Genomic DNA, 25,487 nt, shown 5'->3' on the forward strand with positions numbered 1-25,487 from the left:
GTCCGTGCCCGACTCACCTCTCGACGCGTCGCTGGCCGGGGCCCTCGGCGGCCGCACGGCCAGCGCCCTGCAGAAGGCCTTCGGCCTGCGCACGGTCGGCGACCTGCTGACGCACTTCCCGCGACGCTACGCTCGGCGGGGCGAGCTGACGGCACTCGACCAACTGCCGCTCGGCGAGTCCGTCACGATCGTCGCCCAGGTGCTCGACGTGCGAGAACGCACCATGCGCGCCCGGCGGGGGTCCATCCTCGAGGTGCGCATCGGCGACGGTCAGGGCATCCTCACGCTCACCTTCTTCAACCAGGCCTGGCGGGCGAAAGACCTGGTGCCCGGTGCACGCGGCATCTTCGCCGGCAAGGTCGGCGACTACCGGGGCCTGCGTCAGCTCGCGCACCCCGACTACGAACTCTTCGACGCCTCGCACGAGGCCGTCGCCGGGGTCGGCGACCAGCAGGCCCAGAAGTGGGCGAAGCAACCGATCCCGATCTACCCGGCCAGCGCCTCCGTGGCGTCCTGGCAGGTGCAGAAGTCGGTCGAGGTGCTGCTCGACGGCCTGCCGCCGATCGGGGACGCGGTGCCCGCGTCGGTCCGGTCCGAACTCGACCTGATGCCAGTGTCCGAGGCGTACGAGCGCATCCACCGTCCCGAGACCGACCGCGACCACCTCACGGCGCGTGACACGCTCCGGTTCGACGAGGCCTTCGTGCTGCAGAGCGCCCTGCTGCAGCAGAGGGCTCTCGTTCGTCGGTCGGCGGCGACTCCCCGTCGTGCCGCGGCCGCCGGTCTGCTCGCCGCGTTCGACGCCGCCCTGCCCTTCGAGCGCACGGGCGACCAACGTCTCGTCGGTGACGAGATCACCCGCGACCTCGAGGCCGACGTGCCGATGAACCGCCTGGTGCAGGGTGAGGTCGGCTCGGGCAAGACGCTCGTGGCCCTCCGGGCCATGCTCGCGGTGGCCGAGAGCGGCGGCCAGTCGGCCCTGCTCGCCCCGACCGAGGTCCTCGCCGCTCAACATCTGCGGTCCATCACGGCCACGCTCGGGCCCGATCTGGCGGCCCGCCTCCGGCCGACCCTGCTCACCGGTCAGATGACGGTCGCGCAGCGCAAGAAGGCACTGCTCTCGATCGTCAGCGGCCAGGCGCAGATCGTCGTCGGCACCCATGCCCTGATCAGCGAGACCGTCGAGTTCTTCGACCTCGGTCTGGTGGTCGTCGACGAGCAGCACCGCTTCGGCGTCGACCAGCGCGAGGCCCTGCGCAAGAAGGGCGCGACGCCGCCGCACGTGCTCGTCCTCACGGCGACGCCGATCCCGCGCACGGTGGCGATGACGGTGTTCGGCGACCTCGACGTCTCGACCATCGCCGAGCTGCCGAAGGGCCGTCAACCGATCGAGTCGTTCGTCGTGCCCCTCGCCGACCACCCGACCTGGGGCGGACGCATCTGGCAACGCTCGGCCGAAGAGGTGGCGAAGGGGCGACAGGTGTTCGTCGTCTGCCCCGCGATCGACGCGGTCACGGCCGAACCGGGCGATCCACCCGGCTCCGACCCGGCCCCCGGCGACGACCCGGGGGAGGGCGACTCCGACTCTCCCGCACCCGAGCGGGCGAGTGTCGAGGGCGTGATGGCGCGCGTGCCGACGATCCCCGTGCTCGACGGCCTGCGCATCGAGGCCTTGCACGGCCGGATGTCCTCCGACGAGAAGGACGACGTCATGCGCCGCTTCGCGGCCGGTGACATCGACGTACTCGTCGCGACGACGGTCATCGAGGTCGGGGTCGACGTCCCGAACGCCTCGACCATGGTCGTGCTCGACGCCGACCGCTTCGGCGTCTCGCAGCTGCACCAGTTGCGCGGCCGGGTCGGCCGAGGCGGCCACCCGGGGCTCTGCCTGTTGGTCACGCACGCGGCGGCCGACACGGTGGCCCGAGAGCGGGTCGACGCCGTCGCGGCGACCCTCGACGGCTTCGAGCTGGCGCAGGTCGACCTCGACCTGCGCCGCGAGGGCGACGTGCTCGGCAACCTGCAGTCGGGCGGCCGTTCGTCCCTGCGTCTGCTGCGGGTGGCTCGCGACGGCGACCTCATCGGTCTGGCTCGCGAGCACGCCGCCGAGCTGCTCGAGGCCGATCCACGTCTCGACGATCACCCCGCCCTCGCTGCGGCCATCGCCCGTCGACTCGACGACCGGGGCCGTGAGGCCATGGGCAAGAACTGAGCGCGCCGTGGTGCGTGACGTGTCCTCGAACCGTCCGCCGTCCTGGGTGTCCGTCCGGGGTCGGCGGGATACAGTGACCGGATGAGCAGGATCGCCGTCGTCCCGGGTTCGTTCGACCCCGTGACCCTCGGTCACGTCGACGTGATCGCCCGGGCCGCCAACATCTTCGACGAGGTCCACGTGCTCGTGGTGCACAATCCGGAGAAGAGCGCACTGCTGCCTCTGGCGCAGCGGGTCTCGTTGCTCACCGAGTCGCTGCGGGCCGCGGGGCTGCCCGAGACCGTCACGGTCCACAGCTGGAGCGTCGGGCTGCTCGTCGACTACTGCACCGAGGTCGGGGCGAGTGTGCTCGTCAAGGGCATCCGGTCGCAGGTGGACGTCGCCTACGAGACCCCCATGGCGATCATGAACCGCAGCCTCGCCGGCGTCGAGACCGTGTTCCTGCTGCCCGATCCGGCCCATGCGCACGTGTCGAGCTCGCTCGTCCGGCAGGTGGCCTCACTCGGCGGCGACGTGTCGCCCTACGTGCCCGAGGCCGTCGCCGCCTACCTCAGCACCACCTGACCCCGATCCCACCCCACGAGGACGCCGCGATGACCACGACCAACGACCCGACCGTCGAGCCCGCCGCCGTCCACGCGGCCGGTTCCTCGCCCACGATGTCGCTCGACGAGGTCCAGCAGCGCGCGAGGGGCATCCTCGAGGCCGTCGCCACCGTGATCGACGGCAAGGACGGTGCCATCTCGACGGCGCTCACCGTCCTCCTGGCCGAGGGGCACCTCCTCATCGAGGACGTCCCGGGCGTGGGCAAGACGCAGCTCGCCCGGGCCCTCGCCAAGGCCGTCGACGCGACCGTCACCCGCATCCAGTTCACCCCCGACCTGTTGCCGAGCGACATCACGGGCGTCTCGGTCTACGACCGGCAGAGCGGTGGGTTCGAGTTCAAGCCGGGCCCGGTCTTCGCGAACGTCGTCATCGGTGACGAGATCAACCGCGCCTCGCCGAAGACGCAGTCGGCCCTGCTCGAGAGCCTCGAAGAGCGCCAGGTGACGGTCGACGGCATCACCCATCCCTTGCCCTCGCCCTTCCTCGTGGTGGCCACGCAGAACCCGGTCGAGATGGAGGGCACGTACAACCTGCCCGAGGCGCAGCGTGACCGGTTCATGGCCCGCATCTCGCTCGGCTACCCCGACGCGCTGAGCGAACTGCGCATGCTGCAGCAGCGCGAGCGCGTCAGCCCGCTCGACACCCTGCGTCCGCTCGTCTCCCTCGACGAGCTCACTCGCATGATCGCCGCCGTGCGGACGGTGTACACGGCGCAGGCGGTCGAAGAGTACGCGGTCCGCATCGTGCAGGCGACCCGGGTCCACCCCGACGTGAGACTCGGTGCCAGCCCCCGGGCGACCCTGCAGCTCATGAGGGCGGCCAAGTCCTGGGCCGCGCTCAACGGTCGTGGCTACGTGGTGCCGGACGACGTCGACGCCCTCAGCGGTCCCGTCCTCGGTCACCGGGTGATCCTCGCCGGTCGAGCCGGGGCGGGCGCCGTCTCGGCGGCCTACGACCTCGTCGCCGAGGTCGTCGCACAGACTCCCGTGCCGCTCGGCGACGCGACCGACGCGCGCTGACCGTGAAGCGCGGTGGGGTCCCCAGACCGACCGGCCGGGGTGTCGGCGTGCTCACCGCCGGCGTGCTCGTCGTGCTCGTGGGCTGGTTGCTGCAGGCCCCGGCCCTGGTCTTCGCCGGCGCCACCCTCGTCGTCCTGATCGGTGCCGTCACCATCTCGCTCCTCTTCCGCACCGCCGACGTGCGCGTCACGCGTCGCTTCTCGCCCGACCGGGGCGTCGCCGGGTGGTCCGCCGTCGAGAGGGTCTCGATCCTCCCCCGTGGGGGCCGGACCTCCGGTGCCGTCCGGGTCCGCGAGCAGTTGCCGTTCGGGCGTCTGTCCGACTCCGAGTCCGCCGCCGTCCTGCTGGTGCCGGGCCGTGCCTCCTCGGCCGTCTTCCGCCATCACGACCTGCCGCGCGGTCGGCATCGCATAGGACCCCTGCACGTCGATCTCGTCGAGTCGTACGGCGTCGCGCGGCGACGCGTCGTGGCCGAGGGCGTGGCCGAGTTCGTGGTCGTGCCCGAGGTCGTCGAGGTGGGCCTCGGGCGCGAGTCGCGGGCCCTCGGCGACGGGTCGAGGCGGCAACGCGAGCACAGCCTCGCCGGTGGCGAGGACGACCCGGTCACCCGCGAGTACCGCCGAGGTGACCCGATGCGTCGGGTGCACTGGAAGGCCACCGCGCGTCACGGCGAGCTCATGGTCCGGCAAGAAGAACAGCACGGGCTGCCCAGCGCCCGGGTCGTGATCGCCGTCGCGGCCGATGGTTGGTCGGACGTCCGCCCGACTCGGCAGCCGACCACCGGCGTCCGGGCGAAGGCGGGGACCGCGGCGATCCCCCTCGTCAGCGACGCCTTCGAGTGGGCGGTCTCGTTCGCCGCGACGATCGCGGTCGAGGTCGGCCACGCGGGGTCGGCGACCGTGCTGGCCACTCCCGGCGGGGCTCTCGTCGCCCGGCACGACCCCGACTCGACCACGGCGTTCCTCGACGACCTCGCCGATCTCCGGCTCGACGACGCCCTCGGCGGGTCGGCCCCCTCGCCGTCGCCCCGCGAGCCCGTCGTGGCGGTCGTCTCGGGTCTGGGGCGAGCCGACCTCGACTTGCTCGTCGCCTCCAGGGCTCCCGGGTCGTCGGCGGTCGCGGTCGTCGTCACACCGGCCCTGCCCCTCGGCACCGGCCTGACGTCCCGACCCGCGCGCCCGGTCGACGGTGCCATCCGAGCGGGTGAGGGCGTGCTGGCACCGGACGAGGTCGCCGACTCCCTCCGCGACTCCGGCTGGCGGGTCGTCGAGACCGACTCGAGCGTCGACGTCGGTCGTCTGATCGTGACCACGGGGGTCCTCGATGACTGACTCGTCGACCCGCGTGGGCTTCTTCGGGGCCGAGCCCGAGGGCAGGGCCCGTGCGCAGGTCTCGGCACTGCTCTGGCTCGTGCTCGTCCTCTCGCTGGCCAGCCTGCACCCCGTCTTCGTCGGGTTCGGCTGGTGGATCGCGGGTGCCGTCGTGGCCGCGGTCGTGCTGGGTGGGTCCCTCGCGATCCGGACCCTGGGAGGCGCTTCCTGGTTGGGCGTCGTCGGTGGGGCCGTCCTCGGTTCGCTCGTGACGACGGCGTTCGCGTCGGGAGGGACGGCTCTGCTCGGCGTCGTGCCGACCGGGGCGACCTTCGCGCGCCTCCCCGAGCTCTCGGCGCAGGCGAACGCGGCGATCGTCGACGGATCGGCCCCCGTCGAGGTCAACGACGGGTTGCTGGTCACGGTGGCCCTCTCGGTGTTGATCGTCGCGGTCGTCACCGACCTGCTGTCGTCCGTCGGCCAGTTGACCGTCGTGACCGGGGTCTTCCCGGCCCTCGTGCTGGCCGTGCCGACCTTCGTCCCGGGTGTGGAGACGAGCTGGCCCTGGGTGGTGGCGACCGTGCTGGCCTACCTCGTGCTGCTGATGGTCTCCACCGGTCGGCGTCCCTCGCGTGCGGGCCTCGTCGGGGCCGCCGCCTCGGTCGCCGTGGCCGGGTTGCTCACGGCCGTCGTGCCCCTCTCGGGCGTGGCGCCGTTGACCGGCTCGGGCACCGGCACGGGTCTCGCGACCGGCGTGAACCCGATCATCGACCTGGGCGACGACCTGCGGAGGGGAGCCCCGGTGACGGTCCTCTCGTATCGGACCGACGACGCCGAAGGGCAGTACCTGAAGCTCGTCGACCTCGTCGACTTCTCCGGCCGCACCTGGAGTCCTGCCGACGTGTCGCTCGACCCCCTCAACACGCTGGACGCCCTCCCGGACGCGCCGGGCATCGATCCCGGCACCGCGCGCCGTGACGTCACGACCGACGTCACGATCGGGGCGCTCCGCAGCCCGTACCTGCCCGTCCCGGTGCCGCCGACGACCATCGAGGGCCTCGACGGCCGGTGGCGGTTCGTCGACGAGAGCGGCGTCACCGTCCGCAGCGACTCCGAGGGCACGCAGGGTCTGGAGTACGAGGTGACGAGCCGACCCGTGGACCCGAGCCCCGAGCAGGTCGTCGCGTCGCTCGACGACACGGGGCCCGACATGGCGCCCTACCTCTCGGTCGACGAGGTGCCGCAGACCGTCACCGACCTCGCCGCCGAGGTGACCGCCGGTTCGGCCAATCCGTTCGACGCGGCCGTCGACCTGCAGGACTTCTTCCGCGACGGCGATTTCACCTACTCCGAGGACACCCCGGTCGACCGTGGCTACGACGGCAGCGGGCTCGACGCGATCGAGACGTTCTTGCAGGTCCGCAGTGGTTATTGCGTGCACTTCGCGTCGGCGATGGCGGTCATGGCCCGAACTCTCGGCATCCCGTCCCGTGTCGCCGTGGGCTTCCTGCCGGGCGACCTGCAGGGCGTCGGTGACGACGCGGCCTTCCGGGTCAGCAGCGACGACCTGCACACCTGGCCCGAGCTGTACTTCGCCGGCCTCGGATGGGTCCCGTTCGAGCCGACCGTCGGGCTCGGCGCCCCGCAGCAGTACCTGCAGCAGACCGGTGTCGAGCCGAGCGACGTCCCCTCCGACGACGCCGGCACCGCCCCCGACGCCAGCGCGGCCCCTTCGGCGTCCACCGCCCCGACGAGCGCGGCCCCGAGCACGGACGCGACGGCGACGTCCGCCGCCAGCGGATCGGGCGGGGGCGGGGGAGCCCTCCCGTCGATCGTCCTCTCGGTGCTGGCGGCCCTGCTGCTCGCCTGCTTGGTCGTCCCCTCCGGCATGCGCGCCGGTCGTCGTCGCCGTCGGCTCTCGGCGCCTCCGCCCGACCTCGCCCTGCACGCCTGGCGCGAGGTCGTCGACACGGCCCGTGACCTCGGCGTCCCCGTGACGGCCGGGATGACCCCGCCGGCCGTGGCCGAGCTCCTGGCACGACGCATGGGTGAGGGCGGCCGAGGCGGAACCCCGCCACCGCCGACGACCTCCGGTCGGACGTCGAGGTCTCAGGAGGCGCGGGTCGCGACCTCCGCGCTGCTGGACGCTCTGCAGGCCGAGCGCTTCGGTGCCGCGCCGGCGGCCCCGCGGGTGCAGGCCGACGCCCGCTGCGTGATCGACGGACTCCGCGCCTCCTCGTCGCTCGGGCAGCGGGTGACCGCGACGCTCGCCCCGCGGTCGCTCGTCGGGGGCACGGAGGCGGCGTCCGGCTCGACGGCGTAAACTCCCTGCTCGTGCCTCATTTCACCAAGACCCCTTACACCGTGCCGGTGTTCGACCTCGTGCACCGTCCGGGCGAGATGCGCGAGCACGAGCTCGAGGTCGTCGTCCCCGAGAAGCTCGGCGAGGGCCAGATCTCGGTTCCGCAAGGTGCCGAGCTCGAACTCGACGTCAAGCTCGAGGGACTGCACGACGGCATCCTGGTGTCCGCCCACGTGTCGGGCACGGCGGTCGGTGAGTGCAGCCGGTGCCTCCGCGACATCTCCGAGCCCGTCGAAGTCGATTTCGCCGAGCTTTTCGCGTACGATGTCGACGAAGCTTTTGACTATCAGGTTCAAGACGATCACGTGGATCTTGAACCCGTGGTCAGAGACGCAGTGGTTCTGTCACTGCCCTTCCAGCCGGTCTGTCGGCCGGATTGTCCGGGCCTCGACCCCGAAACGGGCGAGCGTGTGGACGACATCCCCGACTACCAGCCCCGCGAAAACGTCGACCCCCGCTGGTCGGCCCTGGCAGGGTTCCAGGCTGAATCGGCGCCCGCCGACGGCACGTCACAGGGAACCGGTCGCATCGACCAGGGCCCAGCCGACGAGCAGCACTGAACACCACCGCGTCACCCACCATCGTCAGACCCAGGCACCCGTGAGGGCGCCGACAGAGAGAAGAGAAACCCATGGCCGTCCCGAAGCGCAAGCAGTCACGCTCCAACACGCACGCTCGTCGTTCGCAGTGGAAGGCCACGCCGGTCCAGCTCGTCAAGACGATCGAGAACGGCAAGGTCACCTACAGCCTCCCGCACCGTGCCAAGGTCGTCGAAGACAGCGCCGGCACCGCCCTGTACATGGAGTACAAGGGCCGCAAGGTCGCCGACGTCTGATCACCGACGTGAACCCGTCCACCCTCGCGGTGAGCGCATGAGTCAGCCCGAGTCGAGCCCTGGTGCCGACCGGGCTGTTCTCTTGTCCCGGTTGCAGATCGACCTCAGCGACGACCTGATCGATCAGGCGCTCACGCACCGGTCGTACTCGTACGAGCACGGCGGTGTCGGCAACAACGAGCGCCTGGAGTTCCTCGGCGACTCGATCCTCGGCCAGGCCGTCACGGTCATGCTCTTCACCGAGAACCCCGACCTCGACGAGGGCGACCTCGCCAAGCGCCGGGCGAGCCTCGTCAGCACCGTCGCGTTGGCCGAGGTCGCGCGCATCATCGGGCTAGGGCCGCACCTGCGTCTCGGTCGCGGCGAAGAGCTGACCGGTGGGCGCGACAAGCATTCCATCCTCGCCGATACCGTCGAGGCCATCATCGGGGCCACCTACCTCGAGGCCGGTGGCGAGGTCGCGACGGCACTCGTGCTGCGCCTCGTCGCCCCGCTGCTCGTCGACCCCGATCGCTTCGGCGCCGCCATGGATCCCAAGACCAGCCTGCAAGAGCTCTCGGCGACCCTCGGCCGGGGCATGCCGTCGTATTCGGTGACCGACAGCGGCCCGGACCACGACAAGCGGTTCCACGCGGTCGTCGCCCTGGGTGACGAGCACGGTGTGGCCGAGGGGTCGGGCAGCAGCAAGAAGCAGGCCGAGATGGCCGCCGCGCTCGAGGCCTGGACGACCCTGAACGCGTCGGCCGCCGGAGTGGCAGCCGCTCGTCGCGCCACGGCCGCCTCCGCCGGCTGACCGTGCCCGAACTGCCCGAGGTCGAGGTCGTCCGCGCCGGTCTGCACCCCGTCGTGGCGGGGGCCGTGGTGACCGGGGTCGACGTGCTCGACCAGCGGTCGCTCAAGCGGCACCGGGGGCCGAGCGACGACTTCGTCGACCGGCTCGTCGGCGGCACCATCGACTCGGCCGTCCGCCGGGGCAAGTTCCTCTGGTTCCCCTTCGAGCCGGCGGCCGCGCACAGGCAGCCCCTGGCTCTGGTGGCGCATCTCGGCATGAGCGGGCAAGTGCTGCTCCGCAGCCGAGATGCCGAGCCCGATCGCCTGATGCGCATCCGACTCGATGTCGACAGCCCCTCGCTCGGTCCCGTGCGGCTCGCCTTCGTCGACCAGCGCATCTTCGGTTCGATGGCCCTCGACGAGACGGTGCCCACGCTGGACGGGCGGGCGGCGGGATTCGCCGGCTCGCGCCTCCTGGGTGCCGAAGCCGAAGCCGAAGCCGACACCGACACCGGCGCCGGCGCCGGCACCGATGCCGACCCCGCCGCCTGGGTACGACGGATCCCGCAGCAGGTCTCGCACATCGCCCGGGACCCGCTCGACCCGGCCTTCCACGAGCCCGGGGTCATCGCCCGCCTGTTGGCGCGCCGCACCGGCGTCAAGCGGGCCCTGCTCGACCAGGGGTTGCTCAGCGGGGTCGGCAACATCTACGCCGACGAGAGCCTCTGGGCCGCGCGGGTGCACCCCGAGCAGCCCACCGAGTCGCTCTCGAGGGCCCGCGCGCGCGTGCTGCTGGCCGAGGTGCGGCTGGTGCTGCTCAAGGCCCTCGGCGAGGGCGGCACGAGCTTCGACGCCCAGTACGTCAACGTCAACGGCCAGTCGGGCTACTTCAGCCACAGTCTGAACGCCTACGGGCAGCAGGGTCGCCCCTGTCCGCGGTGCGGCACCCCGATCGTGCGTGAGGCCTTCATGAACCGCTCGAGCCACTTCTGCCCCCGGTGCCAGCGGGTGCGCACACGGTGATCCGCACCCGCTGACCGCGGCGACTCCGGGCCACCCACCGTACGGCCGAGCGTCCCGTCGAGCCGCAGGGCACGGGACACCGTCGCCGCGACGGAGTGGTGGGCGCTTACTCGCCGTAGATCGGCTGAAGGCGCACAGCGTTGGCGCGGGAGCCCAGGACGAGCGCCTGCCGTGGTGAGGTCGCGACGAACGTCGTGGGAGCCGAGGCGGGCGACAGGCTCAGACCGCCACCCACGTAGGCCCACCTGAAGTTCTGGTTCTTCGCGCCGCGGGTCGAGCAGGGCTTGGCCAGGAGACGCGAGTTCTTGGCGACACCCGAGGCCGTGAGGCACAGCCCCTCGGCCGAACCCGTCGCGCGTACCTGCCCCGAGGCGCCGATCACCGGGAAGCTCCACTCGTCGGCGTCGCTGCCCGCCTCCAGGGGGTTCGAGATGTCGTACTGGTTGTACGTCACCTGCTTGCCCGACCGGGGCGTGCCGACCGAGATGATCGCGGGGCGACCCGGGACCACGGTCGTGATGCCGACGAAGTCCACGGTGGCACGGTTGCCATCGGGCTCGTCCGCCTGGGCCGCCGCCGTGCCGACGCAGAGCCCGGTCAGGATCGTGGCCGTGGCCAAGCTGATCGCACCGAGGCGCTTGAGGATTCGATTCGTGTTCAAGGGGTTCTCCTGTGATCTGCGATGACTGTCATCACTCAGAGAAATGTTAGATGCCAAAGTAGAGATGTCAAACGTGACGATCCCTGCCCTCCGGTGCCGTGTCCGGTCCGCCTCCGCTCGCCCGCCCCGCCTCCCCGGGCGGGGGGCCTCCACCCATATCCTGGGGGACGGGTGACGACCTGCCGCCCCGTCCCGGTCCGCCCCGTCCACCACCCGCCACGAGCCCCGAGGAGGCGCGGCGCATGTACCTGAAGAGCCTCACGCTCAAGGGCTTCAAGTCGTTCGCCTCCGCGACCACGTTCGCGTTCGAGCCGGGGGTCACCTGCGTCGTCGGCCCCAACGGTTCGGGCAAGAGCAACGTCGTCGACGCCCTCGCCTGGGTGATGGGCGAGCAGGGGGCGAAGAACCTGCGTGGCGGCAAGATGGAGGACGTCATCTTCGCGGGCACTTCGACCCGCGGGCCGCTCGGGCGGGCGCAGGTCGTCCTCACCATCGACAACTCCGACGGCGCGTTGCCGATCGACTACACCGAGGTGACGATCAGCCGCACCCTGTTCCGCAACGGGGTCAGCGAGTACGCCATCAACGGCGAGGGCTGTCGTCTGCTCGACGTGCAAGAGCTGCTCAGTGACTCCGGCCTCGGCCGCGAGATGCACGTCATCGTGGGGCAGGGGCAGCTCGACGCCGTGCTGCACGCGACCCCCGAAGACCGTCGTGGTTTCGTCGAGGAGGCCGCCGGAATCCTGAAGCACCGTCGCCGCAAAGAGAAGACGCTGCGCAAGCTCGACGCCATGCAGACGAACCTCACGCGGCTCAGCGACCTGGCCGGCGAGATCCGTCGCCAGCTCAAGCCGCTCGGACGTCAAGCCGAGATCGCCCGCGAGGCGCAGACCATCGCCGCCGTGGTCCGCGACGCCCGTGCCCGCCTGCTGGCCGACGAGGTCGTCACCCTGCGCGAGTCGCTGTCGGCCCAGTCGAGCACGGAGTCCGAGCGCAAGAGTGAGCGCCTCGTCCTGCAAGAACGACTCGAGCGGAACAAGCACCGCGAGCACGGGCTCGAGCAGGCCATGGTCGGCGACTCGGTCGACGAGGCGCGCCGCGTCGCCTTCGCACTCGAGTCGGTCCACGATCGCCTCCGTAGCCTGTCGAGCCTGGCGCAGCAACGCCTCCAGCTGCTCGCCCAACAGGCGGATCAGCCGGCCGCGGTGACCACCGTCAGCTCGGGCATGGTCGCCGACGCCCGCGACGAGGCCGATCGCCTGCGCGGTGACGTCTCGCAGGCCGAGGCGGCGGTAGGAGCAGCGGGGGCCGAGTTGGCCACGGTCCGCGCATCGCTCGACGCTCTCGACGTCGAGATCCAGGCGCAGAGCGCCCTCGTCTCTCAGCACGACCTCGACGCGACCCGGTTGCTTGGTGCCCTCGAGACGGCGAGATCGGGGCTCGCCGCCGTGCGCGGCGAACAGCTGCGTCAGCGCGCCGCCCTCGAGGCCGCCCAGGCGCGACGCGACGCGGGACGCGCCGAGTACGCCGAGCTCGAGCAGCGGTCCCCGCGGGGCGACTCGGACGGCCCCGACCACGCGGCCGTCCAGGCCGAGGCGGAAGAACGGCTGACGGCCCTGACGTCGAGCGTCGACGAGCTTCGCGAGCGCCTGCACGCCGCCGAACGCGAGCGCGACGCCCTCGCGGCCCGACGCAGCGCGCTCTCGCTCGCCCTCGACCGGAACGACGCGACGACCGCCCTGCTCGCCGCCGGCCGGCCGGGCGTCCGCGGCCTGGTCGCCGAGCACGTCCAGGTACGTGCCGGCTACGAAGCCGCCATCGCCGCCGCACTCGGAAGCGTGGTCGACTCCGTGCTGGCCGACGACGTCGAGGCCGCGGTCGAGGCCGTCGCTCACGCCGCCGAGGCCGAGCTCGGCCGGGTCGAGATCGTCGTCGCCGAGCCCGTGCGGCCCCTGACGACGCTCGACGTCGACCTCCCACCCGGCGCGGTCGCCGCCACGACCGTCGTCACCGCGCCTCCCGGGGTGCTCGGCCTGCTGGCCGCCACCGTCGTCGCCGACGACCTCTCGATCGCGCGTGCGGCCTGGCGCGCCCTCGCCGGCCACCCCGTGCCGGTCACGGTCATCACCCGGACCGGCGAGGTGCTGACGGACTACGTGCTGCGCGGCGGGTCGGGCGCCGAGCGGTCGCGTCTCGAACTCGTCGCCGAGCGGGACGCGGCGGCCGATCGCCTGACGGGGGTCGCCACCGAGATCGAGCGGCTCGCCCCCGAGCTCGCCGCCGTCCGTGAGCGGCTCGCGGCGACGCGCACCCGTGCGAAAGAGGCGGCGGCGGCAGCCCGGGACGAGGAGGCGCGGGTCACCGCCCACGGGCAGGAGCTCGGCCGTCTGCGTGCGCGGGTCGAGGCCGCCGAGGCCGAGGTCGACCGGCTCTCGGCCGCGCTCGACGTGTCCGTCGAGGCCGTCGACACCGCGAGCCGCGCCGTCGACGCCGCCTCGGCCGCACACGACGAGCACGCCGCCCGCCCTCGTCCGTTGCTCGACGCGTCGGCGCGGGGCGACCTCCTGGCCGAGGTCGAGGCGGCTCGGGCCGTCGAGACCGAGCGTCGGATCGCCCTCGAGACCGTGCGCGAACGGGTCCGGGCCGAGTTCGCGCGGGCCGAGGCGCTGCAACGCCAGCTCGACGAGCAGCGCGCGGCCGCCGAGCTCCAGGCCCGTCAGACGGTCCTGCGGCAGCGGCAGACGGCTGCCACGTCGTCGGTCCTCGAGGCCCTGCCCGAGACACTCGACGCGGTCGCGCGGTCGGTGGCCGAGGCGCGGAAGGCGCTGGCCGAGGCCGAGGCCGCCCGGGCCGAACAGAACGCCGAGCTGCAGGCGCTGCGCCGGGAGGAGCGCGAGCTGCGGGATCGGCTCGGTGCCGTGACCGAGAGCGTGCACGGCCTCGAGATGGAGATCTACGAGAAGAAGCTGCACCTGTCGGGGCTGCTCGACCGGGCCGGCTCCGAGCTCGGTCTCGTCGAGGACGTCCTCGTGGCCGAGTACGGCCCGCACCTGCCGGTGCCGAGCGATGACCACGTCGCGACGCTTCGGTCAGCCGACGACGAGGTCGACCTGGTCGACGTCGACGCCGCGGGCGAGGTCGACGCCGCGGGGGAGTCCCCGGCTGAGGCGGACGACCGCGACGACGCGACGGGTGTCCGGGCCGAGGCGGCGCCTCCTCGGGGTGTGCCGTTCGAGCGGACGGCCCAGCGACGACGCCTCGCCGTCGCCGAGAAGAAACTCGAACGACTCGGCCGGGTCAATCCGTTGGCCTTGGAGGAGTTCGCCGCGCTCGAGCAGCGCCACCTCTTCTTGACCGAGCAGCTCACCGACCTGACCGGCACCCGGAAAGACCTGCTGACGATCATCGACGAGATCGACGACAAGATGCAGACCATCTTCGCCAGCGCGTTCGCCGACACGCAGGCCGCCTTCGACCGAGTCTTCCCGGTCCTGTTCCCCGGCGGCAGCGGGTCGTTGCACCTGACCGATCCGGACGACCTGCTGGCGACCGGGATCGAGGTGACGGTGAGGCCGGCCGGCAAGAAGATCGAGCGGCTCTCGCTGCTCTCGGGCGGTGAACGCTCGTTGGCCGCCGTCGCGCTGCTCATCGCGATCTTCAAGGCCCGCCCGAGCCCGTTCTACATCATGGACGAGGTCGAGGCCGCCCTCGACGACGCCAACCTCGGCCGGTTGTTGACCATCTTCGAGGACCTGCGCGAGTCGAGCCAGCTCATCGTCATCACGCACCAGAAGCGCACGATGGAGATCGCCGACGCCCTCTACGGCGTCTCGATGCGCCAGGACGGCGTCAGCGCCGTCGTCGGCCAGCGTGTCGTGGCCGAGCGCGGCAGCGCCGCTCCCGCCCCCTCCTGACCCGTCGGCCGCCCGCTCTCGTCCGCCCGGCTCAGCCCCTGCCCCTTCTCCCTGCGCATTTCGCGACGAGAGGGACTCCGACTGCCTGCTCGGAGAAGAACTGAGCGGCGCGTCGCGCAGGAACTGTCGGGTTCGGCCCGCCCTCAGTCTTGGGATCAGTCGGGTTCGGCCCGGCGCGAGCCCGCCTGGTCGCGCCTGCTGCAGAAACGCAGGAGGCGCGACCTGCCTGGTCGCGCCTCCTGCGTTCTCGACGTGCCCCGTGGGGCACCGTGCCGTCAGTCGATCGGCGTGTCGATGACCCCGCCGTTGATGCTGAGCACGCGCCAGGCGGTGCCGTCCCACTCGACGGTGTTCGCCGAGGCGTTCTCGATGTGGGGTACTTCGCGGCCGAGGATCTCGGCGAGCGTGAAGCGGATGATCGTGCCGTGGCAGACGACCACGATGTGGGCGTCGTCGCCGTCGAGGGGCAGCCGCGTGTCGCGGATCATCTCGAGCGCGCCGATGCCCCGGGCAGCGACCGACCCGCGCGGCTCGATGTCGGGGTAGTCGGTGTTCGGCTCGTCGGGGATCGGCGACTCGGGGGTGCGGCCCTCGTGCGAGGCGTAGTCGCGCTCGATCAGTTCGTCGTAGGCGTCACCCAGCTCGATGCCGAGCTCGGCGGCGATGATCTGCGCCGTCTCGCGGGCGCGTCCGAGGGGCGAGGACGCGATGGCGCTCCATTCGACGCCGGCCAGCAGGCGAGCCGCCTCGAGGGCCTGGCCTCGGCCCGTGTCGTTCAGGGGGATGTCCGACGAGCCCTGCAGCTTGTCGGCGAGGTTCCAGTCGGTCTGGCCGTGGCGGATGAGTTCGAGGCGCATCGGGGTGTTCCGTTCGTGGTGCGGTCGCGGGGGTGCCGCGGGGGAGTGGCGACGGGCGGCCCCGGGTGGAGGCCGCCCGTCGGGGGATCAGTGGTCGCCGTCGGTGTTCGTGGTGACGCTCGCCTTCGCACGGGCGTCCCGGCGGGTCTTCGCGAGGCTGGCGACCGTGGCGACGGCGATCGTCAGCACGATAAAGCCGAGCGAGAACCAGATGGGGATCTCGGGGATCCAGGTGATCGGCTCGCCGCCGTTGATGAAGGGGACCTCGTTGACGTGCAGGGCGTGGAACAGCAGCTTGACGCCGATGAAGGCGAGGATGACCGCGAGGCCCTGGGCGAGGTAGACGAGGCGCTCGAGCAGACCCGAGATCAGGAAGTACAGCTGGCGCAGGCCGAGCAGCGAGAACGCGTTCGCCGTGAAGACGATGTACGCCTCTTGCGTGAGGCCGAAGATCGCGGGGATCGAGTCGAGCGCGAAGAGGACGTCGGTCAGGCCGATGGCGACCATCACCAGGAAGAGCGGGGTGAAGAGGCGCTTGCCGTCGACCTTGGTGGTCAGCTTCTGGCCGTCGTAGTCCTTCGAGGTCGGGATGACGCGACGCAGGGCGCGGATCAGCTTGCTGTCGGCCTCGTCCTTCTCGTCGTCACCGTGGCCGCCCTTGACCTGGCTGTAGGCGAGCCAGAAGAGCAGGATGCCGAAGAGGTAGAAGACCCACGAGAAGTTCTCGATGATGACGACGCCCGCCGCGATGAACAGGCCGCGCGACAGCAGGGCGATCGCGATGCCGACGAGCAGCACCTTCTGCTGGTAGATGCGGGGGACCGCGAAGCTCGTCATGATGATCAGGAAGACGAAGAGGTTGTCGACCGAGAGGGCCTTCTCGGTGATGTAGCCGGCGAAGTACTCGCCACCGAAGGTCCAGTTCGAGAAGACGCCGACGCCGACGCCGAACAAGATGGCGATGCCGATGTAGACGCCCGACCAGACCGCCGACTCGCGGATGGTCGGTTCGTGCGGGGTGCGCACGTGACTGAAGAAGTCGAAGAACAACAGGCCGATGATGCCGGCGATGGTGATCGCCCAGGTCAAGAAGTGGACGTCCATGTGTGTACCTCCAGTACGCAGCGGGTACCGAAGGTCTCCTCCACTCGCGTCGCGCCCTGATCAGGACGGCTGCGAACCGGTGCACCGGGTCGAGATCGGTCTCTTCCGTATTGACGACGCCACCGCGCGGGAGTACTCCCCTTCAACCCGGCGAGCTTACAGCCTCTGCACGTCCGCGGTCTCGCCCGGGGCCGAATATGCTGATCCGCATGGCTTCTCCCTGGTCCCTCTCCGGTGCCCTCCGTGGCATGTTCGCCAAGAAGACGATCGACGAGACCACGTGGGACGACCTCGAGGCCGCCCTGATCGGTGCCGACTTCGGCCCCGATGTCACCGAGCAGATCGTCGACGACCTGCAGGCCAAGGTGCAGCGCTACTCCACGACCGACCCCGCCGACCTCAAGCGCATGCTGCGCGAGACGCTCGAAGAGCGGTTGTCGAAGCTCGACTCGACCCTCAAGCTCAGCGCCCGCCCGGCCGTCGTTCTGATGGTCGGCGTCAACGGGGTCGGCAAGACGACGACCATCGGCAAGTTCGCCAAGTTCCTGCGCAACTACGACCGATCGGTCGTCGTGGGTGCGGCCGACACCTTCCGTGCCGCCGCCGTCGAGCAGGTCGCGACCTGGGCCGATCGTGCCGGGGCGCGCATCGTCCGCCCTCAGCAGCAGGGTCAAGATCCTGCGTCGGTGGCGTTCCAGACGGTCGAGCTCGCGATGCGCGAAGGGATCGAGATCGTCCTGATCGACACGGCCGGTCGGCTGCAGACCAAGTCGGGCCTCATGGACGAGCTCGGCAAGATCAAGCGCGTGGTCGAGAAGCAGACCGAGATCGCCGAGGTGCTGCTCGTGCTCGACGCGACCACCGGCCAGAACGGCCTGGCGCAGGCGCAGGCGTTCATCGAGCACGCCGGGGTCACCGGGCTCGTGCTGACGAAGCTCGACGGTTCGGCCCGCGGGGGCTTCGTGCTCGCGGTGCAAGAGCAGACCGGCATCCCGATCAAGCTCGTCGGTCAGGGTGAGGGCATCGGCGACCTCACCGGCTTCACGCCGCACGTGTTCGTGCAGAACCTCATCGCCTAGTCACACGGCCTGGCGCCCGGCGCCGGCCTCGAGCAGGTGCCGCAGCGCCTCGGGCACGACCTCGCCTCTGGCCTCGGTCGCCCGGGCCCAGAGCCGGCCCGCCCGGTAGGACGACCGCACGAGCGGCCCCGCGAGCACGCCGCTGAAGCCCATGTCCTCGGCGATCTCGCGGAAGTCGACGAACTCGTCCGGGTGCACCCACCGGGCGACCGGCAGATGCCGGGGGCTGGGGCGGAGGTACTGGGTCAGCGTGATGATGTCGGTGTGCGCCTCACGGAGGCGTTCGAGGGCGTCGATCACCTCGTCGCGCTCTTCGCCCATGCCGAGGATCAGGTTCGATTTCGTCACGAGCCCCGCCTCGTGGCCCTGCGTGATGACGTCCAGCGACCGCTCGAAGGTGAACGCGGGTCGGATGCGCTTGAAGATGCGCTGCACCGTCTCGACGTTGTGCGCGAAGACCTCGGGCCGGGCGTCGAACACCTGCCCGAGCAGTTCGGGGCGACCGTTGAAGTCGGGCACGAGGATCTCGACGCCCGTGCCCGGGTTCAACTCGTGGATGCGACGGATGGTCTCGGCGTACAACCACGCGCCTCCGTCGTCGAGGTCGTCGCGCGCGACGCCGGTGACCGTCGCATAGCGCAGCCCCATCTCGCGTACCGATTCGGCGACCGAGAGGGGCTCGCGACGATCGATCGGACTCGGCTTGCCGGTGTCGATCTGGCAGAAGTCGCAACGGCGGGTGCACTGCGAGCCGCCGATCAGGAAGGTCGCCTCGCGGTCTTCCCAGCACTCGAAGATGTTGGGGCAGCCGGCCTCCTGGCAGACGGTGTGCAGCTTCTTGTCGACCACGAGCTCGGTCAGGGCCTGGTACTCGGGGCCCTGTTTGGCGGTGGTCCTGATCCAGGTCGGCTTCTTCTCGATCGGGGTCTCGGCGTTGCGGGCCTCGACGCGCAGCAGGCGTCGGCCCTCGGGGGCGGTCGTCGTCATCGGTGGGCTCCCACGGGGTCGGGTCGGGCCGGCGCGCGGCCGACGGTCTGTAGGTCGGTCAGGTAGGCGGTCAGGGCGGCCTCGAGGGCGTCGACGGCGTCGGTGACGGCCACGCGCCTCCCGGAGGCGCGGGTCAGGCTGGTCACGCCGGCGTCGGTGATGCCACAGGGCACGATCTGCGCGAAGGGCGCCAGGTCCGCGTCGCAGTTCAGCGCCACGCCATGCATCGTGACCCCCTCGGCGACCCGCACGCCGACCGCCGCGACCTTCTCGTCGGCGAGAGGTCCCCGCACCCAGGCACCGCTGCGCCCGGCGACGCGGACGGCCGGAACACCCAGGCCCGTGCAGGCCTCGATCAGGCACGCCTCGAGCGCCCGGACGTGCGCGACGACGTCGAGCGGTTCGGGCAGGCGCACGATCGGGTATGCCACGAGTTGGCCGGGGCCGTGCCAGGTGATGCGCCCACCGCGGTCGACCGGGACGACGGGGGAGCCGTCGCGCGGCAGGTCGGCCGGCTGGGTGCGGGTGCCCGCCGTGTAGACGGACGGGTGCTGGCAGAGGACGAGAGCCGAGTCGAGCCGCCCGGCCACGACGGCGGCGTGCAGTTCTCGCTGCAGGCGCCGGCCGTCGTCATAGTCGAGCGGAGCACCCGTGACGCCCAGGCGTCGCGTCGTGGTCATGCCTCGAGGGTAGCCATATTGATGCACCGAGTTCAACAAAGACGCGACCGGGAGGCGCGGGCACGCAGCGCAGGACCGTGACGGTCGGTTAAGATGGGCGCACCATGGCCACTTTTGGAACCCTCTCCGACCGCCTCGCGGAAACGTTCAAGAACCTCCGCAACAAGGGCAAGCTGAGCCCCGCCGACGTCGACGGCACCGTGCGCGAGATCCGCCGCGCGCTCCTCGACGCCGACGTCGCCTTCGGCGTCGTCAAGGCGTTCACGAACACGGTGCGCGACCGCGCCCTCGGCGACGAGGTCAGCAAGGCCCTCAACCCCGCGCAGCAGGTCGTCCAGATCGTCAACGAAGAACTGGTGCAGATCCTCGGTGGTCAGCAGCGTCGGCTCGAGTTCGCCAAGAACCCTCCGACCGTGATCATGCTCGCCGGCCTCCAGGGTGCCGGTAAGACCACCCTCGCCGGCAAGCTGGCGAAGTGGCTCGCGAAGGACGGCCACACGCCCATGCTCGTCGCGGCCGACCTCCAGCGCCCCAACGCCGTCACGCAGCTGCAGGTCGTGGGTGAGCAGGCCGGCGCGCACGTTTTCGCGCCCGAACCCGGCAACGGCGTCGGCGACCCCGTCAAGGTCGCCAAGCAGGCGATCAAGTACGCCCGAGACAAGCAGTACGACACCGTCATCGTCGACACGGCCGGCCGTCTCGGCGTCGACGCCGAGCTCATGAAGCAAGCCGCGAACATCCGCAAGGCCGTCGACCCCGACGAGGTGCTCTTCGTCATTGACGCCATGATCGGTCAGGACGCGGTCGCCACCGCGAAGGCCTTCCAGGACGGCGTGGACTTCACCGGCGTCGTGCTCTCGAAGCTCGACGGCGACGCCCGCGGTGGCGCCGCCCTCAGCGTCGCGTCGGTCACGGGTCGGCCCATCATGTTCGCGTCGACGGGCGAGTCGCTCGACGACTTCGAACCGTTCCACCCCGACCGCATGGCGAGCCGCATCCTCGACCTCGGCGACATCCTCTCGCTCATCGAACAGGCTCAGCAGGCCTTCGACGAAGACGAGGCGATGGCGGTCGCGCAGAAGATCGCGACGGACTCGTTCACGCTCGACGACTTCCTCACGCAGATGCAGCAGCTGCGCAAGATGGGCTCGATCAAGGGCATGCTCGGCATGCTGCCCGGTGCCAAGGGCATGCGCGAGCAACTCGACAACTTCGACGAGCGCGAGATCGTCCGCACCGAAGCGATCATCCAGTCCATGACCCGTCAAGAGCGCGCGATGCCGAAGCTGCTCAACGGCTCGCGTCGCCTCCGCATCGCCCGCGGCTCGGGCATGACCGTCACCGACGTCAACCAGCTCGTCCAGCGTTTCGAGCAGGCCTCCAAGATGATGAAGACCGTCGCCAAGGGCGGGGTGCCCCAGGTTCCCGGCATGGGGCCGATCCCGGGTGCCTCGTACGCGGGCAAGAAGGCCCAGCCCAAGAAGAAGGGCTCGAAGGCGGGCAACCCGGCCAAGCGGGCCGCTCAGAACGCGGCCCTCGCGACCGGTGCCAAGCCCGCGTCCTCGGCGCCCGGCGGCTCGGGCTTCGGTCTCGGCGGCGGCGGGGCCACGCCCGGCGGTACGGCACCCTCGCCCGAAGAACTGGCGTCGCTGCAGAAGATGCTCGGACGAGGCTGACGCGACCCGCGCCTCCCGACCTCTGACGCCCGTCCCGCCCTCCGGCGGGGCGGGCGTCCTCGCATCCGGGCCCGGTTCGGGGCCGGGGTCTCACTCGGCTGCCGAGAGCCCCTCGTCGAATTCGCGCACGAGCGACGCGACGACGGGCCGCAGGTCGCCCCCGTGGGCGGCGGCCACGGCGAGCTGACGCTGGTAGCTGGCCCCGCGGTCGGTGATCGTGGCGAGCGAGTGCAGTTCGTCGACGCAGCCGAGTCGCTCGGCGGCCGGCTCGAGGGAGGTGACGAGCTCGCGCAGATCGTCCGTCACGAGTCGTTCGTCACCGGCCGCGTTCTGGATCACGATGGCGTCCATGCCGTACCGGGCAGCGCGCCACTTGTTCTCGCGAACGAACCACGGTTGCATGCGTGGCAGGGTCTCGCCGCGGTCGAGACGCTCGGACATGTCGTCGACCAGGCACTGCACCAGGGCCGTCACGGCCGCGAGTTCGTCGGTCGTCGCGATGCCGTCGAAGACCCGGGTCTCGAGGGTGCCCCACTTCGGTGAGGGGCGGAGGTCCCAGCGCAGTTCGCTGTGGTCGTCGATGACGCCGGTGTGGGTCATGTCGGCGACCATGGCTTCGTAGTCGGACCACGAGTCGAACTGGGGCGGCAGGCCCGCCGTCGGCAACTGCTGGAACATCAACGCACGGTTCGAGGCGTACCCGGTCTCCTCGCCGACCCAGAACGGGCTCGACGCGGTCAGGGCTTGGAAATGCGGCAGGTAGGTCAGCATGCCGTTCGAGATCGGTAACACCTTGTCGCGGTCGTCGATGCCGACGTGCACGTGCACGCCCCAGATCATCATCTGGCGGCCCCACCAGCGCGTGCGGTCGATCAAGGTGGCGTACCGCTCCTTGTCGGGGGTCACCTCTTGGTCGGAGTAGCGGCTGTACGGGTGCGTCCCGGCGCACATCAGGTCGGCACCGAGTACCGAGGCGGGTCCGCGGACCTGGTCGATCGTGCCCTTCAGGTCGTCGACGGCGTCCGCCACCCGGTGGTGGACCCCCGTCACGACCTCGACCGTGTTGGTCAGGAGCTCGTTCGTCAACCGCTCGGGGCCGCCGTCGTTGACGTGGGCGAGGTCGGCCAGGATCGCCGGTGCGTGCGGAGCCAGCTCACCGGACTCGTGGTCGACGAGCGCGAGCTCCCACTCGACGCCGAGGGTCGACCGCTCTGAGGTCGTGAAATCGATGCGCATCCGCGTGGCCTTCCCGTGGGCGTCAGGGCGGGTCCATCCTGCCAGTCGGCTGACCGAGGGGGCCGTCGGGCGGGCGGTCCGGCGCCACCGGACACGTCGCGCGACGCCGAGGAGGCGCGGTGCCGAACACGAGGACGCGCAATTCGTGCAGATGGCCTTTCGTCTGCAACAATGGGAGGTCGAGTCTTCTGTCGTCCGACCCTCTAATCAGACGACGTTCGACTCCCATCAGAGCTTTCGAGCCGAGTGTGCCCCCACGCTCACGGCTGGCAACTCGCCCACATCACATCACACAGGAGAATTGTGGCTGTCAAGATCCGTCTCAAGCGCATGGGCAAGATCCGCGCCCCCTACTACCGCATCGTCGTCGCCGACTCGCGCACCAAGCGTGACGGTCGCGTCATCGAAGAGATCGGCAAGTACCACCCGACCGAGGAGCCCTCGTTCATCGAGGTCGAGTCCGAGCGTGCTCAGTACTGGCTCAGCGTCGGCGCCCAGCCGACCGAGCAGGTCGCCGCGCTGCTGAAGCTCACGGGCGACTGGGGCAAGTTCAAGGGCGACGCCGACGCCGTCAGCACCGTCAAGACCAAGGCCCCCAAAGAGGCCTTCGTCGCCGACGAGAAGAAGAAGCCGGTCCTCGTGCCCAAGACCGAGAAGCCCGCGGTCAAGGCCGAGGCTCCCGCCGAGTCCAGCGACGACGCCGAGACCACCGAGGCGTAGTCGGTGCTCGCACCTGCACTCGAACACCTCGTCCGGGGGATCGTCGATCACCCGGACGAGGTGCAGGTCGTGGAGAAGAACTCCCCGCGGGGTGACGTCCTCGAGGTGCACGTCCATGCTGACGACCTCGGTCGCGTCATCGGTCGTGCCGGTCGCACCGCCAAGGCTCTTCGCATCCTGATCACGGCATTGGCCGACGGCAAGCGTGTCCGGGTCGACGTCGTCGACGGCGATCTCTAGAACCGTGCCGTCCGATCGCAAGACCGAACTCCGGGTGGGGCGCCTGACCAAGGCTCACGGCCTCAAGGGCGCCCTCAAGCTCGAACTCTTCACCGACACCCCCGAGCAGCGTTTCGTGCCGGGTGCCGTGTTCCGCCTCCAGGTTCCCGCCGAGAGCGCTTGGCACGAGAAGACCCTGACCCTCACCGAGTTGCGCTGGTACAACAGCCACCCGGTGGGCTTCTTCGAGGGGGTCGACGACCGCACGGCCGCCGAGTCCCTCGTCAAGGCGATCCTCTGGGTCGATCAAGACATCGATGAACTGCCGCACGAAGACGACGCCTGGTACGACCACCAGCTGGTCGGCCTCCGCGTCGAGCGTGACGGCGTCGTGGTGGGAACCGTGGCCCGGGTCGACCACCTGCCGGCCCAAGACCTGCTCGCGGTCGACACCGCCTCGGGCGAAGTGCTCGTCCCGTTCGTCTCGGCCCTCGTGCCGAAGGTCGACGTCGAAGCCGGCGTGGTCGTCGTGACCCCGCCCCAGGGCCTCTTCGAGGAGCTGGCCGACGACTCCGACGACGAGGACGAGACGGCCGTCGTCGACCCAGCCGTCTCCGGCGACGACGAGTCGGCCGCCGACGCCGTGCCCGCCTCCGACGACGAGCGCTGACCCGTGCGCATCGACATCGTGTCGATCTTTCCCGAGTTCTTCGGGGTGCTCGACATCTCGTTGCTGGGCAAGGCCCGTCAGCAGAAACTGCTCGACGTCGAGGTGCACGACCTCCGTGACTTCACGCACGACAGGCACCGCACCGTCGACGACACGCCCTATGGTGGCGGCGCCGGAATGGTGATGCGCCCCGAGCCCTGGGGCGAGGCGCTCGATCACGTCTTCGGCGAGACGTCCACGCCCGACGACACGATCATGATCGTTCCGTCGCCCGCGGGCACTCCCTTCACTCAGGCCACGGCGCGCGAGCTCGCCTTCGCGCCGCACCTGGTCTTCACCTGCGGCCGTTACGAAGGCATCGACCAACGCGTCGTCGAGCACGCCGCCACCCGCGCGACGGTGCGAGAGATCAGCCTCGGCGACTACGTCCTGAACGGTGGCGAGGTGGCGGTCACGGCGATGATCGAGGCCATCGGGCGGCTCGTCCCCGGTGTCGTCGGAAATCCCGAGAGCCTCACCGAAGAGAGCCACGAAGACGGCCTGCTCGAGTACCCCAGTTACACGAAGCCGGCGTCCTGGCGGGGCCTCGACGTGCCTCCTGTGCTGTTGAGTGGTAACCACGCGGCCATCGCGACGTGGCGACGGGAACAGCAACTCGAACGCACCCGCCGGGTGCGGCCCGACCTGCTCGACTGACCCGTCACGGCTCGTCGATCTACCCGGCGTGTGTCACGGGCCCGCCACGGGGTGTCGGGCGGTCAGCACGAGCGGCCCGTCCTCGGTGACGGCGACGGTGTGTTCGACATGGGCGGCCCGAGAACCATCGGCGCTCCGCAACGTCCAGCCGTCGACGTCGGTGACGATCCGGTCGGTGCCCCGCATGAGCCACGGTTCGATCGCGACCACGAGTCCCGGCCGCACCGGCCAGCCCTCGCCCGCTCGGCCGTCGTTGGGCACGTGCGGGTCGCCGTGCATCGTCCGTCCGACTCCGTGGCCGCCGAACTGCAGGTTGACCCCGTAGCCCGCGGCCCGGGCGACCCGCCCGATCGCCGCCGAGACGTCGCCGAGCGTGGCACCCGGCCGCAACTCCTCGATCCCGGCGTCGAGCGCTCGCTCGCACGTGTCGATGAGGTGGAGGTCGTCGGGCGAGGCGTCCCCGCCGACGACGAACGACACCGCCGAGTCGGCGACCCAACCGTCGACCGAAGCCGCGAAGTCGAGGCTGAGCAGGTCCCCGTCATGCAGGCGGTAGCGGTGGGGGAGGCCGTGCAGGGCCGCGTCGTTGACCGACGTGCAGATCACCTTGCCGAACGGACTCGCGCCGAATGCGGGGTGGTAGTCGACGTAGCAACTCTCGGCGCCGGCCTCGCGGATCATGCGGTGGGCGAGCGCGTCGAGGTCGAGCAGGTCGACCCCGGGTCGAGCGGCCGCTCGTGTCGCGTCGAGCACGCGCGCGACGAAGTCTCCGGCCGGACGCATCCTCTCGATCTCGTCCGGTGTGCGCAGTTCGACCATGCAGCCATTCTTCACGATCGTTTCGTAGCCT

The 25,487-nt window shown here is 70.8% G+C and carries 23 protein-coding genes; 16 read left to right on the forward strand and 7 right to left on the reverse strand.

Annotated features, from left to right (window positions below; translation table 11 throughout):
- Window positions 1–4: 4 nt before the first annotated feature.
- From HRF36_RS02690 to HRF36_RS02730, 9 genes are all read left to right on the forward strand, one after another.
- A complete protein-coding gene (locus tag HRF36_RS02690; RefSeq protein WP_173205823.1) occupies window positions 5–2,212 on the forward strand; it encodes an ATP-dependent DNA helicase RecG in 2,208 nt (735 codons plus the stop codon).
- A gap of 81 nt (window positions 2,213–2,293) precedes the next feature.
- Entirely contained in the window at window positions 2,294–2,776 is a 483-nt protein-coding gene (gene coaD, locus HRF36_RS02695; protein WP_054145631.1) for a pantetheine-phosphate adenylyltransferase, read from the forward strand.
- A 29-nt stretch (window positions 2,777–2,805) separates the two neighbouring features.
- Window positions 2,806–3,837, forward strand: coding sequence for an AAA family ATPase (locus HRF36_RS02700; RefSeq protein WP_371739975.1), 1,032 nt, complete (start codon window positions 2,806–2,808; stop codon window positions 3,835–3,837).
- 47 nt (window positions 3,838–3,884) lie between these two features.
- On the forward strand, window positions 3,885–5,168 hold the full coding sequence (locus HRF36_RS15695; RefSeq protein WP_173205826.1) for a DUF58 domain-containing protein: 1,284 nt from the start codon (window positions 3,885–3,887) through the stop codon (window positions 5,166–5,168).
- Complete coding sequence (locus HRF36_RS02710; RefSeq protein WP_173205829.1) at window positions 5,161–7,470, forward strand: DUF3488 and transglutaminase-like domain-containing protein; 2,310 nt, start codon at window positions 5,161–5,163, stop codon at window positions 7,468–7,470. Before HRF36_RS15695 ends, HRF36_RS02710 begins: the two co-directional genes overlap by 8 nt.
- Window positions 7,471–7,517: 47 nt before the next feature.
- The gene (locus HRF36_RS02715) at window positions 7,518–8,069 is read left to right on the forward strand and encodes a DUF177 domain-containing protein (RefSeq protein ID WP_371739976.1); all 552 of its coding nucleotides are present in this window, start codon (window positions 7,518–7,520) and stop codon (window positions 8,067–8,069) included.
- A gap of 71 nt (window positions 8,070–8,140) precedes the next feature.
- Window positions 8,141–8,344 (forward strand): 50S ribosomal protein L32, encoded by a 204-nt coding sequence (rpmF, locus tag HRF36_RS02720; RefSeq protein ID WP_043593937.1) that lies wholly within the window; start codon window positions 8,141–8,143, stop codon window positions 8,342–8,344.
- 37 nt (window positions 8,345–8,381) lie between these two features.
- Complete coding sequence (rnc, locus tag HRF36_RS02725) at window positions 8,382–9,137, forward strand: ribonuclease III (RefSeq protein WP_173205832.1); 756 nt, start codon at window positions 8,382–8,384, stop codon at window positions 9,135–9,137.
- A gap of 2 nt (window positions 9,138–9,139) precedes the next feature.
- On the forward strand, window positions 9,140–10,138 hold the full coding sequence (locus tag HRF36_RS02730) for an Fpg/Nei family DNA glycosylase (protein WP_173205835.1): 999 nt from the start codon (window positions 9,140–9,142) through the stop codon (window positions 10,136–10,138).
- Window positions 10,139–10,244: 106 nt separating this feature from the next.
- Here HRF36_RS02730 and HRF36_RS02735 read toward each other — a convergent pair whose 3' ends face one another.
- Entirely contained in the window at window positions 10,245–10,799 is a 555-nt protein-coding gene (locus HRF36_RS02735; protein ID WP_173205837.1) for a hypothetical protein, read from the reverse strand.
- Window positions 10,800–11,041: 242 nt separating this feature from the next.
- On the opposite strand from HRF36_RS02735, the gene smc reads away from it, so the two are divergent.
- On the forward strand, window positions 11,042–14,713 hold the full coding sequence (gene smc / locus HRF36_RS02740; RefSeq protein ID WP_173205839.1) for a chromosome segregation protein SMC: 3,672 nt from the start codon (window positions 11,042–11,044) through the stop codon (window positions 14,711–14,713).
- A gap of 275 nt (window positions 14,714–14,988) precedes the next feature.
- Here smc and HRF36_RS02745 read toward each other — a convergent pair whose 3' ends face one another.
- Entirely contained in the window at window positions 14,989–15,570 is a 582-nt protein-coding gene (locus tag HRF36_RS02745; RefSeq protein ID WP_173205842.1) for a histidine phosphatase family protein, read from the reverse strand.
- Window positions 15,571–15,657: 87 nt separating this feature from the next.
- Window positions 15,658–16,674 (reverse strand): TerC family protein, encoded by a 1,017-nt coding sequence (locus HRF36_RS02750; protein WP_173205845.1) that lies wholly within the window; start codon window positions 16,672–16,674, stop codon window positions 15,658–15,660.
- A gap of 209 nt (window positions 16,675–16,883) precedes the next feature.
- Between HRF36_RS02750 and ftsY the strand changes: the two genes are divergently transcribed.
- Window positions 16,884–17,753, forward strand: coding sequence for a signal recognition particle-docking protein FtsY (gene ftsY, locus HRF36_RS02755; protein ID WP_173205848.1), 870 nt, complete (start codon window positions 16,884–16,886; stop codon window positions 17,751–17,753).
- Here ftsY and lipA read toward each other — a convergent pair whose 3' ends face one another.
- The gene (gene lipA, locus HRF36_RS02760) at window positions 17,754–18,740 is read right to left on the reverse strand and encodes a lipoyl synthase (RefSeq protein ID WP_173205851.1); all 987 of its coding nucleotides are present in this window, start codon (window positions 18,738–18,740) and stop codon (window positions 17,754–17,756) included. It abuts the gene before it with no gap.
- Window positions 18,737–19,420: a lipoyl(octanoyl) transferase LipB gene (lipB, locus tag HRF36_RS02765; RefSeq protein ID WP_173205854.1), complete on the reverse strand. Its 684-nt coding sequence runs from the start codon at window positions 19,418–19,420 to the stop codon at window positions 18,737–18,739. Before lipB ends, lipA begins: the two co-directional genes overlap by 4 nt.
- Before the next feature lie 104 nt (window positions 19,421–19,524).
- Here lipB and ffh point away from each other — a divergent pair, with 104 nt between their 5' ends.
- Complete coding sequence (gene ffh / locus HRF36_RS02770; protein WP_173205857.1) at window positions 19,525–21,096, forward strand: signal recognition particle protein; 1,572 nt, start codon at window positions 19,525–19,527, stop codon at window positions 21,094–21,096.
- A 90-nt stretch (window positions 21,097–21,186) separates the two neighbouring features.
- Here ffh and HRF36_RS02775 read toward each other — a convergent pair whose 3' ends face one another.
- Complete coding sequence (locus HRF36_RS02775) at window positions 21,187–22,332, reverse strand: glutamate--cysteine ligase (protein ID WP_173205860.1); 1,146 nt, start codon at window positions 22,330–22,332, stop codon at window positions 21,187–21,189.
- 303 nt (window positions 22,333–22,635) lie between these two features.
- Between HRF36_RS02775 and rpsP the strand changes: the two genes are divergently transcribed.
- From rpsP to trmD, 4 genes are read left to right on the forward strand one after another with little or no spacing between them, the layout of a single operon-like run.
- Window positions 22,636–23,052 (forward strand): 30S ribosomal protein S16, encoded by a 417-nt coding sequence (gene rpsP, locus HRF36_RS02780; RefSeq protein ID WP_043596307.1) that lies wholly within the window; start codon window positions 22,636–22,638, stop codon window positions 23,050–23,052.
- 3 nt (window positions 23,053–23,055) lie between these two features.
- On the forward strand, window positions 23,056–23,292 hold the full coding sequence (locus HRF36_RS02785; protein ID WP_173205863.1) for an RNA-binding protein: 237 nt from the start codon (window positions 23,056–23,058) through the stop codon (window positions 23,290–23,292).
- Between the two features lie 4 nt (window positions 23,293–23,296).
- Complete coding sequence (gene rimM, locus HRF36_RS02790; protein WP_371739977.1) at window positions 23,297–23,941, forward strand: ribosome maturation factor RimM; 645 nt, start codon at window positions 23,297–23,299, stop codon at window positions 23,939–23,941.
- A gap of 3 nt (window positions 23,942–23,944) precedes the next feature.
- Complete coding sequence (gene trmD / locus HRF36_RS02795) at window positions 23,945–24,637, forward strand: tRNA (guanosine(37)-N1)-methyltransferase TrmD (RefSeq protein WP_054145618.1); 693 nt, start codon at window positions 23,945–23,947, stop codon at window positions 24,635–24,637.
- Between the two features lie 33 nt (window positions 24,638–24,670).
- Here trmD and map read toward each other — a convergent pair whose 3' ends face one another.
- Entirely contained in the window at window positions 24,671–25,456 is a 786-nt protein-coding gene (gene map / locus HRF36_RS02800) for a type I methionyl aminopeptidase (protein WP_173205866.1), read from the reverse strand.
- Window positions 25,457–25,487 lie beyond the last annotated feature (31 nt).

This window comes from Frigoribacterium sp. VKM Ac-2836 (genome assembly GCF_013248995.1).
Classification (GTDB): Bacteria; Actinomycetota; Actinomycetes; order Actinomycetales; family Microbacteriaceae; genus Frigoribacterium.

What these genes read in the sequence shown, in the direction of transcription:
- HRF36_RS02700 (WP_371739975.1), top strand. Translation starts at nt 2,806, where the DNA reads ATGACCACGACCAACGACCCGACCGTCGAGCCCGCCGCCGTCCACGCG.
- rpmF (WP_043593937.1), top strand. Translation starts at nt 8,141, where the DNA reads ATGGCCGTCCCGAAGCGCAAGCAGTCACGCTCCAACACGCACGCTCGT.
- smc (WP_173205839.1), top strand. Translation starts at nt 11,042, where the DNA reads ATGTACCTGAAGAGCCTCACGCTCAAGGGCTTCAAGTCGTTCGCCTCC.
- map (WP_173205866.1), bottom strand. Translation starts at nt 25,456, where the DNA reads ATGGTCGAACTGCGCACACCGGACGAGATCGAGAGGATGCGTCCGGCC.
- HRF36_RS02775 (WP_173205860.1), bottom strand. Translation starts at nt 22,332, where the DNA reads ATGCGCATCGATTTCACGACCTCAGAGCGGTCGACCCTCGGCGTCGAG.
- ftsY (WP_173205848.1), top strand. Translation starts at nt 16,884, where the DNA reads ATGGCTTCTCCCTGGTCCCTCTCCGGTGCCCTCCGTGGCATGTTCGCC.
- ffh (WP_173205857.1), top strand. Translation starts at nt 19,525, where the DNA reads ATGGCCACTTTTGGAACCCTCTCCGACCGCCTCGCGGAAACGTTCAAG.
- HRF36_RS02750 (WP_173205845.1), bottom strand. Translation starts at nt 16,674, where the DNA reads ATGGACGTCCACTTCTTGACCTGGGCGATCACCATCGCCGGCATCATC.
- coaD (WP_054145631.1), top strand. Translation starts at nt 2,294, where the DNA reads ATGAGCAGGATCGCCGTCGTCCCGGGTTCGTTCGACCCCGTGACCCTC.
- rnc (WP_173205832.1), top strand. Translation starts at nt 8,382, where the DNA reads ATGAGTCAGCCCGAGTCGAGCCCTGGTGCCGACCGGGCTGTTCTCTTG.
- HRF36_RS02745 (WP_173205842.1), bottom strand. Translation starts at nt 15,570, where the DNA reads ATGCGCCTCGAACTCATCCGCCACGGCCAGACCGACTGGAACCTCGCC.
- lipB (WP_173205854.1), bottom strand. Translation starts at nt 19,420, where the DNA reads ATGACCACGACGCGACGCCTGGGCGTCACGGGTGCTCCGCTCGACTAT.
- lipA (WP_173205851.1), bottom strand. Translation starts at nt 18,740, where the DNA reads ATGACGACGACCGCCCCCGAGGGCCGACGCCTGCTGCGCGTCGAGGCC.
- HRF36_RS02710 (WP_173205829.1), top strand. Translation starts at nt 5,161, where the DNA reads ATGACTGACTCGTCGACCCGCGTGGGCTTCTTCGGGGCCGAGCCCGAG.